Source organism: Mesorhizobium sp. dw_380 (assembly GCF_018588885.1).
In the GTDB taxonomy this organism is placed as follows: Bacteria; Pseudomonadota; Alphaproteobacteria; order Rhizobiales; family Rhizobiaceae; genus Mesorhizobium.
Window position 1 is genome coordinate 36,801 of the sequence record NZ_JAFFIW010000042.1, and the last position, 17,673, is coordinate 54,473.

Genomic DNA, 17,673 nt, shown 5'->3' on the forward strand with positions numbered 1-17,673 from the left:
GGCCCGGCTCACAAAAAACCCGGCGTCGAGCCGGGTTTTCGTTGGTTGCGATGACGCGCCCGATCAGGTCAGCGATGCGGTAAAGCGCTGGATGCGCGTGCAGGCTTCCTCCAGCAACGCCTCCGAAGTGGCGTAGGAGATGCGGAAGTTAGGGCCGAGACCGAAGGCCGAGCCGAACACCACCGCGACGCCTTCGGCTTCGAGCAATTCCGCTGAGAAGGCCTCGTCGGTGTCGATCACCTTGCCGGTTTTCGTCTTCTTGCCGATCAGCTGCGCGCAGGACGGATAGACATAGAAGGCACCTTCCGGCGACGGACAGGTAATGCCGCGCGCCTGGTTAAGCATCGAGACGACAAGATCGCGCCTGCCCTGGAAGATCGCCTTGTTCCTGGCGATGAAGTCCTGCGGGCCGTTGAGCGCTTCGACCGACGCCCACTGCGCGATGGTGCAGGCGCCCGAGGTCTGCTGGCCCTGGATCATGTCCATCGCCTTGATCAGCTGGACAGGCCCCGCGGCATAACCGATGCGCCAGCCGGTCATCGCATAGGCCTTCGACACGCCGTTCATGGTCAGCGTGCGCTCATAGAGCTTCGGCTCGACCTCGGCGATGGTCTTGAAGACGAAGTCGCCATAGGTCAGGTGCTCGTACATGTCGTCGGTCAGCGTCCAGACATGCGGATGCTTCAACAGCACATCGGCCAGCGCGCGCAGTTCAGCTTGCGTGTAGGCGGCGCCCGACGGGTTGGACGGCGAGTTCATCAGCAGCCATTTGGTCTTCGGCGTGATCGCCCTTTCGAGCACTTCAGCGGTCAATTTGAAGCCATTGTCGATCGAGGTGTCGGCAAACACCGACGTGCCGCCGCAGATCGCCACCATTTCGGGATAGCTGACCCAGTAGGGCCGCGGGATGATGACCTCGTCGCCGGGATTGAGCGTCGCCATGAAGGCGTTGAACAGGATCTGCTTGCCGCCGGTGCCGACGATGGTCTGCTCGGGTCTGTAGTCGAGATTGTTCTCGCGCTTGAACTTTTTCGCGATCGCCTCGCGCAGCGGCACGATGCCCGAAACCGGCGGGTATTTGGTCTCGCCGCGGCGGATCGCCTCGATCGCCGCATTCTTGATGTTGTCGGGCGTGTCGAAATCCGGTTCGCCGGCACCGAGGCCGATAATGTCGCGGCCGGCATTTTTCAGCTCGCGCGCTTTCTGCGTCACCGCGATGGTGGCGGAAGGTTTTACGCGCGAAAGGGTGTCGGCAAGAAAGGCCATGACCTTTTGTCTCTCCTGAGAGGATCGGCGCGGCCAGGAGCGGCCGCGGCGCTTCTCATGTCGCATGATTTCGCTCAGTGCAAGCATTGTTGGCTGATCCAGCCGTCAAGCCGCTGTGATCGGGACCCGTGATCGCAACACTAAATTCATTAACGGGCGGTAGAGGCTTGCATGGCAGGATCGCAATCCATTCCGCCAATTCGCGGAGCGAGGAACCGTGTCGCGCAGCATTGGGCTAGCCCATATCATCCGTCATGATGACGGCACCTCGACCGGTGTCTGGGGCATTTATACGCTGCAAAGTGCCTTCCAGCCGATCTTCGCCTTCAAGGAAGGCAAGCTGTCGATGGCCGCCTTCGAAGGGCTGATCCGGCCGTTTCGTGACGGCGAGCCGCAATCGCCGATGACGTTCTTCTCGACCTGCCCGGCCGCCGACCGGCTGCATATCGAGGCGCTGACCAGGACGCTGCACCTCCTCAATGCCGGCGTCTGCCTGCCGCAGGAAGCGTCGATCTTCATCAATTTCGACCCGTCGGTGTTCACCGAGCGGGCGGTCGCCGACAATTCCTTGCGCGAAATGCGGCTCGTGCTGCACCAGGCCGGCATCAATCCGGGCCGCGTCGTGTGCGAGGTGACGGAGCAGAGATCGGCATCGCAGGAGACCCTGCACAGCTTCGTCGCGGCATTGAAAGGCAATGGGTTTCGCATCGCCGTCGATGACTATGGCGCCGACGATTCCGACATCAACCGCATCAAGGAGCTGAGGCCCGACATCGTCAAGTTCGACGCCACCTGGATCACGCAGCTGATGGAATCCGGTGCCGGCTTCGCGCTCTTGACCACCATGGTGAAAAGCTTCGAGGAGCAAGGCATCCGCACGGTGTTCGAGGGCATCGAGGAGGGCTGGCAACTGGAACTGGCCGAGAAGTCCGGCGCTTCAATGGTCCAGGGTTTCGTGCTGGCGCGGCCGGAACTGGCGCCGACCAGTTTTCGCGTTCTCGGCAAAGTCACGCCGGAACCCGCCTGCGCCACGACTGGGACTGCGCCTGTTGCCACGGCCGCGCCGCAAACGGCGCGGCCGGCAAAAGCCTTCGGGCGCAGGGTTGCGCCATGAAGCCCGAGCGGCGGCGCGATGCCAGCAAAGCGATCTTCGCCGACGAGGTCGGCATCGAATATGGCATCCATGGCGATTTCCGACTGCGCAGCGCCTACCAGCCGATCTTCGTCCCGCTCGGCGGCACGCTGCACGCGGTGGCGGTCGAGGGCCTGATCGAGCCGCACCGTGCCGGCCGGGCAGGGTCGCCGCGGGCATTCTTCGAAAGCGTTGCTGCGCCGGACCGGCTGTTTGTCGAGACCATGTGCCGGATGCTGCATCTCAGGAATTTCCACAATATCGGCGTCGACGGGCTCGATCTGTTCTTCAACTACAATCCGATGATCAACGACCATGGCGAGCGGGCGCTGGCCGAGATCCGGCTGATGAGCCGGCATCTCAGCGAACTCGGCCTCGCGCCCGGCATGCTGGTCTGCGAGATCACCGAACAGGCGGCGGACGACGCGCTTCTCGCCCGGCTGGTGCGCGAAATGCGGCGCGACGGCATCCGCATCGCCATCGACGATTTCGGCACCGGCCACTCGACCGAGGAGCGGGTGAGCCTGCTCAAGCCCGATATCGTCAAGATCGATGGCGGCTGGTTCGCGGAGTTCTGCCGCCACGCCGCCGCCGAACGGTTCTTCCGCCCGCTGGTGTCCAGCCTGCACGACCGCGGCGCCAGGGTGCTGGTCGAAGGCATCGAGCAACCCGTCCATCTGCGCGTCGCGCTCGAGGGCGGCGTCGACCTGCTGCAGGGCTTTCTTCTGGCCCGGCCGGCGCTGGCCGGGACGATCTTCAATGAGGAGCCGCTGTCCGTCGACGCGCTGCTGGGCAGGGACAGCAAGGTCGTGCCGCTGTTTGGGTAGGACTTTGCATCAGCGGCGCTGATGGGTCGCGCCAAAACAAATCATTGGTTGAGCACGCCGCCGCTGCGATAATCGCCTTTGCAAGGCAGCGCTTCGGGAGACCGGCAAATGATACTTTACAGCATGATCGACAGCGGCAATTGCTACAAGCCGCGCCTGCTGATGGCCAAGCTTGGCCTCGCCTTCACCACGATCGAAGTGAGTTCGCATACCGGCGAGACGCGAAAAGCCGACTTTGTCGCCAAGAATCCGAACGCCATGGTGCCGCTGCTCGAGTTCGACGACGGCCGGCGGCTGGCCGAATCCAACGCCATCCTGCTCTATCTCGCCGAAGGCACGCGCTTCCTGCCGGCCGACAAATATGAGCGCGGGCTCGCCTATCAATGGCTGTTCTTCGAGCAATACAGCCACGAGCCCTACATCGCCGTGCGCAAGGCGCTGCTGACGTTTCCCGAACGCGCCGGGGATGCGACGCCGGAGCGGCTGGCGGTGACGCTGGAGCGCGGCAACAAGGCGCTCGGCGTGATGAACAAATATCTGGAAAACAACGCCTTCTTCGCCGGCAGTGTGTTCAGCGTCGCCGACATCGCGCTCTATGCCTATACACATACGGCGGAGCAGGGCGGCTTCCAGCTCGACGCCTATCCGGCGGTCGTGGCCTGGCTTGGCCGCGTGGAGGCCGATCCTGGGCATGTGCCGATCGGGTGGGTGGGGTAGCCTTGTCCCGGGCTAGTCGCCGCTTCGCGGCTCGTTCCGGATGGGGCGAACCAAAAGGCGGGACGGCCGGTCTGGCTTGCGGCCAAGAACCCGAGGGATGGTCGTAGTCGGCGTGAGTGCCGATCCAGAACCAGATCACATCTTCATTGTTGCGCATGGCAACAGCACGGTAGCTTTCGTCAACTCGCGCCGACCAATAGCGACCGACCTGTTTGAAATGCAACGAAGGATGAAAAGGATCAGAACGCAGTCTGGCAAAGCGCCTCTCCGCCTTTGCCTTGATCGACGATGGCAGCTTATCATAGGCCTCCCAGAATGATGGGGAGGCGACGTGGTTCACAGAGGCCGCGTCCGGCCAGCCCGATGGTCGGCCAGGGCCTGTTCGGCAAGCTTGTCCAACCGGCCCGCCTTCGCGTCGGCTTCCATCTGCCGGTCCCACATATCCGCCTGGAGCGTCTCGAACCAGGCGGCGAATGCCTTCAGTTCCTCGGGGCTCAGCGATGCGACGGATTTTTCGATCTGTTCAAGTTTGGTCATAGCCGAATGGTACCACTATTGGGCTAAAAGTACCACCGGTGGGATTATTGCGCCGGCCGCGGCGCCTAACCGCGGACAACAAAAAGGCGGGATAAATCCCGCCTTCCCATTTTCGGTAGCCTGATCGGGAGCGTCCGGTCCGGGCTGGCAGCTATCTGCTGTTCCAGCTTCTCGGGTCATTCGCTCCGGCGCGCTTCTCGCGCGACCGTCAGTACATCCGTGACTTGCCGCGCGCCCCGGACTCTCGCCCGGCGCGCGCCATTCGCAAAATCAGGCTGCCTTGCTCAGAGATCCAGCGGACGACTTGCCAGTGCGGCGGTCCTGCTCGATCTCGAAGTTGATCTTCTGGCCTTCGACCAGGGTCGACAGTCCAGCGCGCTCGACAGCGGAGATGTGGACGAAAACGTCCGCGCCGCCCGCGTCAGGCTGGATGAAGCCGAAGCCCTTGGTGGCGTTGAACCACTTGACCGTTCCAGTTGCCATTTTAGATAGTCCTTCAACATTTGCTTTAGTTTGACCAGACCGAAGTCCAGCCGGTGTGCATCGAGATTTTGGAGATAGACGTCAGCAAACGCGAAGATCGCGAGGCCCGGATCGATCGGCCGAAATATCAATGGGGCTGATATAGGCTGCTTTCGTTCGAAAAACAAGACTGCGTGAAAAAGCCGTGATCGGGGTCACCCAATAGCCGCCCCAATCCAGTGAAACCGTTGCGACAGATCGCGCCGTCCCTGGGCGGCGGATCAGGGGGAGAGGACCATGAAAACCATTGTGCTTGCCGCCTGCCTGACGCTGGTGGCCGCCGAGGCGCAGGCGATCTCGCGCTACGATCCGACGCATATGAGCTGCGGCAAGGTGAAGTCGACGATCGCGCGGCAGGGCGCCGTTATCCTGCGCTACCAGTCGACGCGGGTGCCCGGGCTGCCGCTCTATGATCGCTATGTCCAGAGCCAGCAGTTCTGCACCATGGGCGAGGTGAGGACGCGCGCCTATGTGCCGAGCGCCGACACCAAGTCCTGCCCGGTCTATATCTGCAAGCGACCGGACAATGAGCATTTTCGCCGGCGGTTCTTCCACAACAACTAGGCCACACATCGACTGCACCGGGAGCCTTCGCTCAGCTGAACAACTGCACCTCTCGGCGGCAATGCGCTTTCATTCGCGGATCTGTTCCATGAGCATGGACACGAACCGCGTCACCTTTTGCGGGCGAAAGCGCGCGGCTGGGTAGACCACGTGAATGCCCCCGGAGGGCAGCGCCCAGTCAGGGAGCATATGGACGAGACGACCCTGCGATAGATAGTCAGCGACCAGATAGTCCGGCAGAACCGCCAGTCCGCCGCCGGCGAGCGTCGCTTCGAGGACGGCCGGTGTCGAGTTGATGGAGAACGTCTCGCGCATGGTGACGGTCCGCCGCTCGAAATCGCCTCGGGTGAAGCTCCAGGTGAACGGCTTGCGAAGGACGGAATTGGCAACGAGCGGCATAGAAGCAAGATCTTCCGGTTCGTCCACCGTGACCTTGGCGGCGAAATCCCGCGAAGCGACCAGGATCTGCCGGAAGGTGCCGATGCGGCGCGCCTGCAGACTGGAGTCTTCCAGCCAGCCGACCCGGATGGACAGGTCTATCTTGCTGCCGATCAAGTCAATTATGGCATCGGAAATGAACAGTTCGACGCCGCAGGCCGGAAATTTCTGCCGAAAACGGGCGGCGATCGGGGCCAACACGATCGCGCCATAGTCATTGGACGCGGAAACGCGCAGCACACCGGCCACTTCGGTGTTGCCCTCGCCGACCTCAGCGACTGCCTCCTCAACGTCCCGCAGGATCATGACGCAACGTGCATGCAGAAGGCGGCCTGCTTCGGTCGGCTCGAGCCTCCGCGTCGTGCGCACCAGAAGCGTGGTCTGCAGTTCGGCTTCAAGGCGGGCGACCTGTTGGCTGACGACCGCTTTCGTGATGCCAAGCCGCTCGGCTGCTCGGGTAAACGAACCCGCGTCGATGACGGTGGAAAAATAGGCGAGGCGGTTGAGGTTGATCGGTTCCACGGGGACGCCTTCGGTTTATTGTAAGCTTACAGCATACAGTTTGTATTATTATAGGTAATTTATCAATTAATCCAGCGGAGCTACTTTCCCGCTGTTCTCTCAATCAGCGGCGGACCCGCGGATTGCCACCGCGACCTGATCCCATTCCATTCGAAGGAGCTATTCCATGTTCACAACAAGAAGACAGATCATGAAGACCTCATTGGCCATCGGCGCAACCGCCGTCTTCGCATCCGCCGAGCGCGGCCAGGCCGCGGGCAGCAAGCTTGACTGGAAACATTTCCCGGCCGGTCCGAACGGCTTCTTCCGCGCGCCGGTGCTGCTGTCCGGCCCGAGCGAGGCCCTGCTGATCGATGGCGGTTTCACCTATCCGGACGGCAAGGCGCTCGCCGAAGCCATCAAGGCCACCGGCAAAAAGCTGACCACCATCTATGTCAGCCAGTCCGATCCCGATTATTACTTCAGCCTGAAGCCGGTGCGGGAAGCCTTCCCGGAGGCAAGGGTGATCGCTGCTTCAGCCACGCTCCAAGCCATCAAGGACAGTGTGGAGAAGAAGCTCGCGGTCTGGGGTCCGCAATTGAAAGAAAATGGCCCTCAGGCGCTGACCGACATCGTCTTGCCCGAGGCGTTCGACGATGCAACGCTCACGATCGACGGCGAGACGATCGAGATCGTCAATGCGGAAGATGGACTCGCCAATCGCCGGTACCTGTTCGTGCCGTCGCTCAACGCCGTGTTCGGCGGCGTGATGATCTTCGCGGGTGTTCATGTCTGGACCGCCGACACGCAGACCAGGGAAAGCCGTGCCGCCTGGATCAAGACACTGGATGCGGTTGCAGCGCGCCACCCCGCCGTCGTGGTGCCTGGCCATATGACCCCCGATGCCGCGACAGGTCCATCGGCCGTGGAATTCACCAAATCCTATCTCCGCGCCTTCGAGGAAGAGCTGAACAAGGCGGCCAACAGCGCAGCGCTAAAGGCGGCCATGGAGGCCCGCTTTCCAGGTCTCGGCATGGGCGTCGCCCTCGATATCGGATCCAAGGTCGCCAAGGGTGAGATGAAGTGGGGCTGACGTGGCACCGAACCTCGAATTGATCCGCCGGACTGTCGAGGGAACCTCCGAGGAGAACGGCGGCGATCTTGCAGCCGTTCTTTCCCCGACATCGAATGAACCGAGGCGGAGGCATCCCCCTGCGCAGGCGTCGATACGGTCCCGGCGCGCGCCTTGATCTGACATCCACACAATCCACGGAGCCATACATGTTGCGCCTTGAATCCTTCGCGGCGGCCACTTTCGCCGTCGTGGTTCTCACTGTCGCCGCACATGCGGGAAACGCCAAGCCAGCCAAGGAGGCGGTTCGACAGCATCAACTGACCCAGGAAAACAGGGCGCTTGTCCTGAAGGCCTATCAGGCGCTGTTCGGCGACCATGACCTTACCGCGCTCGATCGCTATTGGGCGGGCAACTATATCCAGCACAACCCGACGATGACCGACGGTCGCGACTCGGTCAGACAGCTTCTCGAAACAATGGGTGTTGCCCATTGGCCAAAACAGAAGGTGGATTTCAAGCGGGTGATCGCCGAAGGCGACCTTGTCATGACGGAGGTCGTCCAGCCGAAGATGGGCGACACGCCGGAGACCGTCATCGTGGATATTTTCCGCGTCGATGGTGGCAAGATCGCCGAGCATTGGGACGTGATGCAGCCGGTGCCGGCCAATCCGGCGAACAAGCGACCAATGTACTGATCCAGGCGCTCCCCAGCCGCCGGTTCAAAACCCGAAGGAAACCTGCGCAGGCGGCGGCGGGCCGACGCGCACGCCTTCCATGGCCAGCATCTTCTCCTTGGTGACCGAACCGCCGGGCGCCGAGAAGCCGCCGATCTTGCCGCCTGCGGCAAGGATGCGGTGGCAGGGGATGATCAGCGGCACCGGATTGGCGCCAAGGGCAGCACCGGTTTCGCGCGGCAGGCCGGCATGGCCGGCGCGCTTGGCCAGTTCGCCATAGGTTGTGGTTTCGCCATAGCTGAGTTTTCGCGCCGCGTCATAGATGGCGAGGCGGAAGTCGTCGATGCCGTCGAGATCGACCGGCACGCCGAAGAAATCGACGTCCTCGCCCGCCGCGTAGGCCTTGATCGAAGCGATGAGGTCGACCACCCATGGCGGCTGGGCCGTGGAGGCGGAAACGCCGGGATGGCGCATCAGCCGCCGCTCCACCGCTTCGCGGCTGCGTTCGGGCAGGCAGAGCCGGATGAGGCCCTTTTCGCTCCAGGCGATGCCCATGAAACCGATCACTGTTTCTAACACTGCGTGGCCGGCTGTGATCGAAGATGTCGTTTCCATGATGCGCTCCTTTCCGCAAAGCGGCGAACTCCGGGATTCCTGCCGGTACATATCAGGAACAATATGGCATCGGAGCCCAGCTCTCGCCACCCGAAAACCACCAGATGGCCCCGATTGCTACCCAAGAATCGCTGGTGTAAGGAAATTCTTAACACCCGACAAACCGGACCCGAGCGCGGCTTGCCAGCAAAACAAACCCTTATCGCGATCGGCGTGATCGTGGCGGCGGCTGGCATCAGCGGCTGCACCTCGACCTCGCAGATGAAAGCCGCGCCCTCGCTGACCGAAACCGCTGATGTCGCGGGCAGCGATGCCGGCTTCACGGTACCGCTGCCGGAGACGGTGTCGGTGCTGCCGCAATCCTCGGGCATCGCTCCCGTCCAAACGGCCGAATTGACGCCTGGCCCGACCGCCGCGCCGCTCGACGCCGCCGCCCAGCCGACCGCGGCGACCGCTGCCTTCGCCGGGGCGACGCCTGCGTCGCCCGCTGTCATGACCGCCAATGCCTGGCAGGCGCCGCCGCCCACCAAGGCGGGTCAGCCGGTCAAGGCGGCCGAGACATATACGACCGCCGGGCTTGTCGTGCCCGCGGTCGCCAAGGGCGGCCAGAAAATGCCCGGCGTGCAGCAGGCGGCTTATATCGTGCCGCAGAATCCGGCTGCACTGGTGCAGTTTCCGTCCGCGCCACTTACCCCGGCTGCCCCGGAAGAAGACCACGCCACCGGCATGCGCGGCGATGTCGACCGGCTGATCCTCAAATATGCCGCCCTCTATCAGGTGCCGGTGGATCTGGTGCGGCATGTCGTCAACCGCGAAAGCACCTACAATCCCAAGGCCTACAACAATGGCCATTGGGGGCTGATGCAGATCAAGCACGCGACGGCGCGCGGCATGGGCTATGACGGGCCGGCCAGGGGCCTGTTCGACGCCGAGACCAACCTCAAATACGCGGTCAAATATCTGCGTGGCGCCTGGCTGGTGGCCGGCGGCAACGCCAAGAAGGCCGACTGGCTTTACCAGACCGGATACTATTTCGACGCCAAGCGCAAAGGCCTGCTCGAGGCGACGGGCCTCGGCACCGACCGCAAGCGCCCGCAGCCCGACGCCTGAGCGCGATGCCCGAACCGCGCCCGCCGGCCCTCAACGACATCCGGCTGCGCAAGATCCTCGACGAGACGCTCGTTGCACCGCACTGGCCGGATGGTTTCACCATGCGCTCTTTCGAGCCTGGTGACGCGCTGCCCCTGCACGCGCTGCTCGGCGAAGTGTTCGACGACGGCACTGACGGCCCATTTGACGAATGGTGGCCGCGCATCTCGGGCGACCCCGAATTCGACCCGGCGCTATGCTTCCTCGTCATCGACGCCAAGGGCCGGCTGGCGGCCGCGGCGCTGTGCTGGACGAGGGGGTTCATCAAGGATCTCGCCGTTCATCCCGAGGCGCGCGGCAAGGGCATCGGCGAAGCGCTGATGTGGCATGCCTTTACCACCTTTCGCGAACGCGGTGCCGACCGTGTCGACTTGAAGACCAACACGGTCGAGAACGCCGCCGCCGTGCGGCTCTATGAGCGGCTGGGGATGATGCCCGTCGCCTGGGAAGGCTGAGGCCGCTCCGGGCGCGGACCGGTCCATCGCCGATCACCGGCGTGGCTTGGGAACCCAGGGCGCCGCTCCGCATTCAATGAACGGTGGAGGGATCCGACGAGCTTCCGGCGCGTGGAAAGTCTGCGCCGCCGATCCAGAGGAGATCCACCGCCATGAAGCTCATTCACGCATTTGCGGTGCTTGCGGCTGCGGCGATGATGATGGCCGCGCCGGCACGGGCCGTCGAGTTGTCGATCGTGTCGGGCGACACCGGCAACGGCATCAAGGTGCTGCGTGAAATCCTCGACCGCTACGAGAAAGACAGCGGCAACAAGGTCAGCATCGTGGTCATGCCGACGTCCGGGACCGACCAGTTCGGCCAGTATCGGCTGTGGCTTGCCGCGGGAAACAGCGACATCGACGTCTACCAGACCGATGTGATCTGGGCGCCGCAGCTCGCCAGCCAGCTCGTCGACCTGACCGCTGCGACCAGGGATGTCGTGGCCGGGCATTTCCCCTCGATCATCCAGTCGCAGACCGTCAACGGCAAGCTCGTCGCTCTGCCGATCTTCACCGACGCGCCGGCGCTCTACTACCGCAAGGACCTCCTCGACAAATACGGTGCCAAGGTGCCGGCCAGCTGGAAGGAGCTGGGCGACACCGCCAAGCTGGTCATGGACAAGGAGCGTGCGGCCGGCAATCGGGATATCTGGGGCTTCGTCTTCCAAGGCAATGCCTATGAGGGGCTGACCTGCGACGCGCTCGAATGGGTGATGTCGAATGGCGGCGGCCAGATCATCGAGCCGGACGGCACGATCTCCATCAACAACCGACAAGCGGCGGCGGCGCTCGACATGGTCAAGGGCTGGGTCGGGACCATCGCGCCGCCCGGCGTGCTCGCCTATCAGGAAGAGGAATCGCGCGGCGTCTGGCAGACCGGCAATGCGGTGTTCATGCGCAATTGGCCCTATGCCTATGCGCTCGGCAACAGCGAGGGATCGCCGATCAAGGGCAAGTTCGACGTGGCGCCGCTGCCGGCCGGCACGGGCGAAAGCGCCCGGCCGGTCGCGACGCTCGGCGGCTGGAACCTCGCGGTCTCCAAATATTCGAAGCACCCGGATGCCGCGATCGAACTGGTCAAGTTCATCGCCTCGCCCGCAATGCAGAAATACCGCGCGCTCAAGACATCCAACCTGCCGACCATACAGGCGCTTTATGACGATGCCGACATCGCCAGGAAACAGCCGATCATTCCGCGCTGGAAGCAGATCTTTCTCAACGCGGTGCCGCGTCCCTCAGCCGCGACCAGGATCAAATACAACGAGGCGTCGAGCCAGTTCTGGAATGCCGTTCACAACATGCTGTCGGGCGACGGCACCGCCGCCGGCAATCTGGCCGATCTCGAAGCGATGCTGACCAAGCTGAAGGGCCGCGGCTGGTGAGCGGGGAATTGGCGGGCGCCACCGCCCACCGCACGCGCTCGCAGCTGATGCGCCAGCGCGTGCGCTCGGCGTGGCTGTTCCTGGCGCCGATGCTTCTGGTGCTGGCCGCCGCCGCCGGCTGGCCACTCGCGCGCACGGTCTATTTCAGCTTCACCGACGCCTCGTTGGCCGATCTCGACGCGCGCCAGTGGGTCGGCTTCGCCAACTATTTCTCGGTGCTCCGCATGCCGAGCGGCCGCGTCCTCTACGATGGTCTGCTCGTCGACCCGGTGTGGTGGAGCGCGGTCTGGAACACTGTGCGGTTCACGGCGGTTTCGGTGACCTGCGAGACCATCCTCGGCATGATCGTCGCGCTCGTGCTCAATGCCGAATTCCCAGGCCGCGGCATCGTCCGGGCGGCGATCCTCATCCCCTGGGCGATCCCGACCATCGTCTCGGCCAAGATGTGGCAGTGGATGCTGAACGACCAGTTCGGCATCATCAATGTCGTGCTGCTCAACCTCGGCCTGATCGACGCCAAGATCGCCTGGACGGCCAGCGCCGAAACCGCGATGGCGGCGGTGCTGATCGTCGACATCTGGAAGTCGACGCCGTTCATGGCGCTGCTGATCCTTGCCGCGCTGCAGATGCTGCCGCGCGAGATCATCGAGGTGGCCAAGCTCGACGGCGCCAATCCCTGGCAGATCTTCTGGCGGGTGACCTTGCCGCTGATCCGCCCGGCGGTGATGGTGGCGGTGATCTTCCGCGCCCTCGATGCGCTGCGCATCTTCGACTTGATCTATGTGCTGACGCCCAACAATGTGCACACCAAGTCGATGTCGGTGTTCGCCCGCGAGAACCTGTTCGAGTTCGACAAGTTCGCCTATGGCTCGGCCGCCTCGACGCTGCTCTTCCTGATCCTGGCCCTGCTGACCATTGCCACCATCCGGATCGGCCGCTTAAGCCTGGACGGAGACCGCTGAGATGTGGCTCCTGAAGCGCACGGCCTTCTATCTGCTGGTCGCGGGAATCGTCTTCGTCGCGGTGTTCCCGTTCTACTACGCCATCGTCACCAGCCTGAAATCGGGCACCGAGCTGTTCCAGACCGACCTCTGGCCGAAAACGTTCAGTCTCGGCAACTACCGCAACGTGCTGACCGAAGGCAGTTTCGCGCGCAATTTGGTGAATTCGCTGTTCGTCTCGGGCGCGGTCGTCCTGGTCTCGCTGCTGCTCGGCGTCACCGCGGCCTACGCGCTGGCGCGGGTCCGCTTTCGCGGCCGCTCGGCGCTGCTGTTCGCCATCCTGTCGGTCTCGATGTTCCCGCAGGTGGCGGTGCTGGCCGGGCTGTTCGAACTGGTGCGCATGTTCGGCCTCTACAATTCGCTCTTCGCGCTGATCTTCTCCTACATGATCTTCACGCTGCCGTTCACCGTCTGGGTGCTGACCGCCTTCGTGCGCGACCTGCCGGTCGAGGTCGAGGAGGCAGCGATCCTCGACGGCGCGACGCCTTGGATCATCATCACGCGGATCTTCCTGCCGCTGATGTGGCCGGCGCTGGCGACCACCGGGCTGCTCGCCTTCATCGGTGCGTGGAACGAGTTCCTGTTTGCCCTGACCTTCACCTCCAACAACGCGCAGCGCACCGTGCCGGTGGCAATCGCGCTGCTGTCCGGCAACTCGCAGTTCGAGATCCCCTGGGGCAACATCATGGCCGCATCGGTGATCGTCACGGTGCCGCTGGTGGTGCTGGTGCTGATCTTCCAGCGCAAGATCGTCTCCGGCCTCACCGCAGGTGGGGTCAAGGGGTGAGGAGCGGTCGGCGAAGCCGATCAATCGACAACGATTTGTCGATTGAAGCGACGAACGGTGAGAACCCGGTCTGCCCTTCTGGCGGATTGAAACGTCCAGTGGACGTTTCAAAGGGTTCGAACGCCCGAAGGGCAGGGAGCCATAGCGAAGGGCCGGGGTAGCGCTAGCTATCAGGCGCAACCGGGCGGCACGTGCGGCGTTGAGGTGGCAGAGGGACCATTCCGGACCGGAGATTTCAGATGAAAACGCTTCTGACCGCGACCGCCGCAGCCTTGCTGGCCTGCGCGCCTGTCGCTCTTGCGCAATCGAACGGCACCAAATCCAACCAGGTCGCGCCGATGGTGGCCGACAACAAGGTCGACACCCAGACCTTCGTCACGACCGTGCCCAACGCCAACGAGTTTGAAATCCAGTCGAGCAAGCTGGCCGAGCAGAAATCCGCATCGGCCGACGTCAAGGCCTTCGCAAGCCAGATGATCAAGGACCACACCAAGGCCGGCGACGATTTCAAGACGGCACTCAGCCAGGGCCAGACCACCGCCTCGATCAAGCCGGCCGGACCGGCGCTGCAGCCCAAGGAGCAGCGGATGCTCGACGAATTGAAAGGCGCCAGCGGCAAGGACTTCGACGCCAAATACATCATGATGCAGACCGAGGCGCACAAGCAGGCGGTGGCGCTGTTCAGCACCTATGCAAAGTCAGGCGACGACCCGACGATGAAGGAGTTCGCCAAAAAGACGCTGCCGATGCTGAAGATGCACGAGAAGCACGTGAAGGAACTGGGCGCCGCGCATCAGGGATGACGGCTTTGCCGGTCAGATATCCGGCCCAGATACATGGTATCCCGCCCTGTGCAAAATGTCGGAAGCGAACGCAGCCAAACGTCCTTGGGTCGTAAGAGAAACCGCGCCGGGACGCCGGCGCGACGACGCAAGGAGCCGATCATGATCACCTTTCCCAATGAATCCGCCAGATACCGCACCGCGCGCGAAAAGCTGCTGAAGAAGGAAATCGAACTGCGCCGCGCCATGGAGGCAGTCGCCGAGGCGCGGCGCGCGCTGCCGCCGGGCGGGCTGATCCGCCAGGATTATGTTTTCGATGGGCTCGATGCCGATGGCAGGCCGGCTGATATAAAGCTGTCAGAGCTGTTCGCGCCGGGCAAGGATTTGCTGATCCTCTACCAGATGATGTTTCCGCGCCATCCCCAGGAAACGCGCGATGTCGCCACCAGCGGTGGCACCGCGAAGCTTGCCCGACCTGACCAGCCATGCCCGTCCTGCACGGCGCTGCTCGACCAGTTCGACGGCGCGGTAGGGCATCTCCAGGCCGCCGGTTTCAACTTCGCCGTGGTGGCGAAAACCGCGCTGGAAAACCTCATCACGCTCGGCCGCGATCGCGGCTGGAAGAACATGCGGCTAGTCTCGTCGGCCAATAACAGCTTCAAGCGCGACTACAATGCCGAGGATGCCGACGGCGCGCAGATCCCGCTGCTCTCGGTGTTCCATCGCGACGCCGACGGGATCAGGCATTTCTGGTCGTCCGAACTCGGCTTCGCGCCGCCCGAACCCGGCCAGGACCCGCGCGCCATCGGCACCTGCGAGATCCTGTGGAACCTGATGGATTTCACGCCGGAAGGTAGGGCGGATTGGCACGAGCAGCTGCAGTATGGGGAGGGGTGTTGCCGGTAGGAGGGCCTGCGGTGCATGGGGGACCCGCGAACGGTCCGAAGTCAGCGCCCTACGGCGCCCCCCTCTGTCCTGCCGGACATCTCCCCCTCAAGGGGGGAGATTGGATGTCGCGACGGCCTTCGCCAATTTTCAGCGTTGCAAGAAAGGAGCCGGCCTCAAAGCTGCCAATCTCCCCACCCGTGGGGGAGATGTCCGGCAGGACAGAGGGGGCGCCGTAGAGCGCGACGGCGGATGCTTCCGCTCTTTGGCGAACCCGGTGCCGCAAGGTGGCTCTGCGCCCACACCGGCCCTGGTCTAGACTGCCGCCATCAATTCGAGGAACCCAGCCATGCCCAAACTCGACCTCGCATCCGTGCCCGTCCGCAAAGGCTCCGGCTACCCCGCGCCCTTCGACGCCCCTTGCGCCACCCGCACGCGGCGGCGCCTTGGCGATGCCGGCGGGCTCACCGATTTCGGCGTCAACCCGATGAGGCTGCCGCCCGGCGGCTGGTCGAGCCAGCGCCACTGGCACAGCCATGAGGACGAACTCGTCTATATGCTGGAAGGCGAGCTGACGCTGGTCGAGGATGGCGGCGAGACGCTGCTCAGGGCCGGCGACTGCGCGACCTTCGCCAAGAACAGCGGCAACGGCCATCACATTATCAACCGGTCATCGGTTACGGCTGTTTACCTCGAGGTCGGCTCGCGCAATCCGGACGATGTCATCACCTGCTCCGACATCGACATGATGAGCCCGAGCTCCGACGGACGGTTTTTGCATAAGGACGGCAGGCCCTATCCGGGGCAGGGATGAGGGCAATCGCATATGTTGGAGCCAGCGGGGAGCGCCCTACGAGATTTCCCAAGACAACAACGAGTTCCGGTCCTGGATCAGGGCTCAGGGCTGGCGTTCGTGCGATAGCGCGATAAGCTCTCCGCAACCAAAGGGAGGTATCGCCATGAAGAAGGAAGTCATCGAGGTGCCGGTGCTGTCGGCCGCCGTCCGCGCCCTGGGCGTGCCGCTGTCGCTGGTGACCAAGGCCGCCGGGCAGGTCTTCGTGTCCGGCATGCCGCCGCTCGATATCTCGACCGGCAGACTGGTCAGGGGCGACATCGAAACGCAGACCGAGGCATCGCTGAAGGCGCTGAAACACTGCCTGGAAGCGGCCGGCACCTCGCTGGACAATGTGGTGATGGTGCGCATCTACGCCGTCAATTCCGGTTTCTACAATGCGATCAACCGGGTCTATGCCAGGTATTTTTCGGTGAACCCGCCGGCGCGGAGTTTTGTGCCGGTGGCGTCTTGGCCGATGGAGTTTGATATCGAGATTGAGTGCGTGGCGGTGGCGTGAGTAGTCGCGAAACGTAAGTTTTTACTTGTCTTTCAAGTAAACTCGTCCTCAACTCCCGTCGGGGATAGGGAGGGTGAGTCATTGAACAAATTACCGAAGAAATTCGTCGAACGGGTTGCGTCGAGTCTCAAGAAGTATCAGCGGATTACGCTGGCTCAGCAAAAATCCGATGTCGCGGAGGCTGACACGGTTACCTTGGTCAAGGACATCCTGGCTGATGTCTTTGGTTACGACAAATATGACGAACTGACGTCCGAACATCAGATCAAGGCGACGTACTGTGACCTCGCGATCAAGATCGCGGGAAAACTGCGATTGCTTGTCGAGGTGAAATCAGCAGGCAGCAGCTTGGCCGATAATCACCTGAGGCAGGTTATTGATTATGGAGCTCACCAAGGCATTCACTGGGTGATCCTGACCAATGCGATCGAGTGGCGCCTGATCCGGATTTATGTGGCCAACCAGATCAGCCACGAAGAAGTCTGCCGCATTGTCCTTGCCGAGATGAATCCCAAGAATGAGGACCATCTGCAGTGCCTTTTCCTATACGCCAAGGAAGGGCTGACGACCGATGCGATGGATGCCTTTCATCAGCAGGCCCAGCTGTTCAACAAGTTTACGGTTTCGGCGATCATCCGGTCTGAAGCAGTGATTTCGGTGGTGCGCCGCGAAATCCGAAAGCTTTTTCCCGACATAAAGGTCGGCAACGAGAACCTATCTCTGTTGGTCGAAAATGAAGTGATCAAGCGGGACACGATCGAAGGCGACAAAGCGAAGGAAGCGGTCGCCAGGATGCGGAAGGCTACGAATAAGCTGGAAAGAGCTAAGAACAAGGCCACGAAAGTGGTCGTCGCCGATGTCGCGAGCTAAGCTCCAAAAAAGCAGCCAGAAGGTTGTCGGTTACTCGCTTGATTGGATTGGCGATAGCCTGACTCTGTCAGTCCAATTTGAGAGGTGGCGCTGCCCCTCATCT

Annotated in this window: 21 protein-coding genes and 1 pseudogene; 16 read left to right on the top strand and 6 right to left on the bottom strand. The window is 62.8% G+C overall.

Annotated elements, in window-relative coordinates; all coding sequences use genetic code 11:
• Nucleotides 1-63: 63 nt before the first annotated feature.
• A complete protein-coding gene (locus JT360_RS27590) occupies nucleotides 64-1,266 on the bottom strand; it encodes a pyridoxal phosphate-dependent aminotransferase (protein ID WP_214475705.1) in 1,203 nt (400 codons plus the stop codon).
• A 217-nt stretch (nucleotides 1,267-1,483) separates the two neighbouring features.
• On the opposite strand from JT360_RS27590, the gene JT360_RS27595 reads away from it, so the two are divergent.
• From JT360_RS27595 to JT360_RS27605, 3 genes are all read left to right on the top strand, one after another.
• On the top strand, nucleotides 1,484-2,380 hold the full coding sequence (locus JT360_RS27595) for an EAL domain-containing protein (protein WP_214475707.1): 897 nt from the start codon (nucleotides 1,484-1,486) through the stop codon (nucleotides 2,378-2,380).
• Entirely contained in the window at nucleotides 2,377-3,225 is an 849-nt protein-coding gene (locus tag JT360_RS27600) for an EAL domain-containing protein (protein WP_214475709.1), read from the top strand. Before JT360_RS27595 ends, JT360_RS27600 begins: the two co-directional genes overlap by 4 nt.
• A gap of 108 nt (nucleotides 3,226-3,333) precedes the next feature.
• Nucleotides 3,334-3,942 carry a glutathione S-transferase family protein gene (locus JT360_RS27605; protein ID WP_214475710.1) on the top strand — a complete coding sequence of 203 codons (609 nt, stop codon included), beginning with the start codon at nucleotides 3,334-3,336 and terminating at the stop codon, nucleotides 3,940-3,942.
• Between the two features lie 97 nt (nucleotides 3,943-4,039).
• Here JT360_RS27605 and JT360_RS33780 read toward each other — a convergent pair.
• The 3 genes and pseudogenes from JT360_RS33780 to JT360_RS27615 form a co-directional block, all read right to left on the bottom strand.
• Nucleotides 4,040-4,282, bottom strand: a pseudogene (locus JT360_RS33780) (type II toxin-antitoxin system RelE family toxin); the annotation flags it as partial.
• Nucleotides 4,279-4,479, bottom strand: coding sequence for a hypothetical protein (locus JT360_RS27610; protein WP_214475712.1), 201 nt, complete (start codon nucleotides 4,477-4,479; stop codon nucleotides 4,279-4,281). The pseudogene JT360_RS33780 and the gene JT360_RS27610, both read right to left, overlap by 4 nt.
• A gap of 270 nt (nucleotides 4,480-4,749) precedes the next feature.
• Nucleotides 4,750-4,962, bottom strand: a complete 213-nt coding sequence (locus tag JT360_RS27615; RefSeq protein WP_010910991.1) for a cold-shock protein — start codon at nucleotides 4,960-4,962, stop codon at nucleotides 4,750-4,752.
• A 276-nt stretch (nucleotides 4,963-5,238) separates the two neighbouring features.
• Between JT360_RS27615 and JT360_RS27620 the strand changes: the two genes are divergently transcribed.
• Nucleotides 5,239-5,565, top strand: a complete 327-nt coding sequence (locus tag JT360_RS27620) for a hypothetical protein (protein ID WP_214475714.1) — start codon at nucleotides 5,239-5,241, stop codon at nucleotides 5,563-5,565.
• A 69-nt stretch (nucleotides 5,566-5,634) separates the two neighbouring features.
• Here the strand turns inward: JT360_RS27620 and JT360_RS27625 are convergent, their stop codons facing one another.
• Nucleotides 5,635-6,525, bottom strand: a complete 891-nt coding sequence (locus JT360_RS27625) for a LysR family transcriptional regulator (RefSeq protein WP_214475716.1) — start codon at nucleotides 6,523-6,525, stop codon at nucleotides 5,635-5,637.
• A gap of 166 nt (nucleotides 6,526-6,691) precedes the next feature.
• On the opposite strand from JT360_RS27625, the gene JT360_RS27630 reads away from it, so the two are divergent.
• Both JT360_RS27630 and JT360_RS27635 read left to right on the top strand, forming a co-directional pair.
• Nucleotides 6,692-7,597, top strand: coding sequence for an MBL fold metallo-hydrolase (locus tag JT360_RS27630; protein ID WP_214475718.1), 906 nt, complete (start codon nucleotides 6,692-6,694; stop codon nucleotides 7,595-7,597).
• 188 nt (nucleotides 7,598-7,785) lie between these two features.
• On the top strand, nucleotides 7,786-8,274 hold the full coding sequence (locus JT360_RS27635; RefSeq protein ID WP_214475720.1) for a nuclear transport factor 2 family protein: 489 nt from the start codon (nucleotides 7,786-7,788) through the stop codon (nucleotides 8,272-8,274).
• A 24-nt stretch (nucleotides 8,275-8,298) separates the two neighbouring features.
• Here the strand turns inward: JT360_RS27635 and JT360_RS27640 are convergent, their stop codons facing one another.
• Nucleotides 8,299-8,868: a methylated-DNA--[protein]-cysteine S-methyltransferase gene (locus tag JT360_RS27640; protein WP_214475722.1), complete on the bottom strand. Its 570-nt coding sequence runs from the start codon at nucleotides 8,866-8,868 to the stop codon at nucleotides 8,299-8,301.
• A gap of 180 nt (nucleotides 8,869-9,048) precedes the next feature.
• Between JT360_RS27640 and JT360_RS27645 the strand changes: the two genes are divergently transcribed.
• The 10 genes from JT360_RS27645 (at nucleotide 9,049) to JT360_RS27690 (ending at nucleotide 17,570) form a co-directional block, all read left to right on the top strand.
• Complete coding sequence (locus JT360_RS27645) at nucleotides 9,049-9,978, top strand: lytic transglycosylase domain-containing protein (RefSeq protein ID WP_214475723.1); 930 nt, start codon at nucleotides 9,049-9,051, stop codon at nucleotides 9,976-9,978.
• A gap of 5 nt (nucleotides 9,979-9,983) precedes the next feature.
• Entirely contained in the window at nucleotides 9,984-10,472 is a 489-nt protein-coding gene (locus tag JT360_RS27650; RefSeq protein ID WP_214475725.1) for a GNAT family N-acetyltransferase, read from the top strand.
• Between the two features lie 152 nt (nucleotides 10,473-10,624).
• Nucleotides 10,625-11,893 (top strand): ABC transporter substrate-binding protein, encoded by a 1,269-nt coding sequence (locus tag JT360_RS27655; protein WP_214475727.1) that lies wholly within the window; start codon nucleotides 10,625-10,627, stop codon nucleotides 11,891-11,893.
• A 47-nt stretch (nucleotides 11,894-11,940) separates the two neighbouring features.
• Nucleotides 11,941-12,855: a carbohydrate ABC transporter permease gene (locus tag JT360_RS27660; protein WP_214475745.1), complete on the top strand. Its 915-nt coding sequence runs from the start codon at nucleotides 11,941-11,943 to the stop codon at nucleotides 12,853-12,855.
• A gap of 1 nt (nucleotide 12,856) precedes the next feature.
• Nucleotides 12,857-13,681 carry a carbohydrate ABC transporter permease gene (locus JT360_RS27665; protein WP_214475729.1) on the top strand — a complete coding sequence of 275 codons (825 nt, stop codon included), beginning with the start codon at nucleotides 12,857-12,859 and terminating at the stop codon, nucleotides 13,679-13,681.
• A 239-nt stretch (nucleotides 13,682-13,920) separates the two neighbouring features.
• Nucleotides 13,921-14,484, top strand: coding sequence for a DUF4142 domain-containing protein (locus tag JT360_RS27670; RefSeq protein WP_214475731.1), 564 nt, complete (start codon nucleotides 13,921-13,923; stop codon nucleotides 14,482-14,484).
• A 141-nt stretch (nucleotides 14,485-14,625) separates the two neighbouring features.
• Complete coding sequence (locus JT360_RS27675; RefSeq protein ID WP_214475732.1) at nucleotides 14,626-15,369, top strand: DUF899 family protein; 744 nt, start codon at nucleotides 14,626-14,628, stop codon at nucleotides 15,367-15,369.
• Between the two features lie 328 nt (nucleotides 15,370-15,697).
• Entirely contained in the window at nucleotides 15,698-16,162 is a 465-nt protein-coding gene (locus JT360_RS27680) for a cupin domain-containing protein (RefSeq protein ID WP_214475734.1), read from the top strand.
• Nucleotides 16,163-16,307: 145 nt separating this feature from the next.
• On the top strand, nucleotides 16,308-16,700 hold the full coding sequence (locus JT360_RS27685) for a RidA family protein (protein ID WP_214475736.1): 393 nt from the start codon (nucleotides 16,308-16,310) through the stop codon (nucleotides 16,698-16,700).
• 81 nt (nucleotides 16,701-16,781) lie between these two features.
• Entirely contained in the window at nucleotides 16,782-17,570 is a 789-nt protein-coding gene (locus tag JT360_RS27690; protein ID WP_214475737.1) for a type I restriction enzyme HsdR N-terminal domain-containing protein, read from the top strand.
• Nucleotides 17,571-17,673 lie beyond the last annotated feature (103 nt).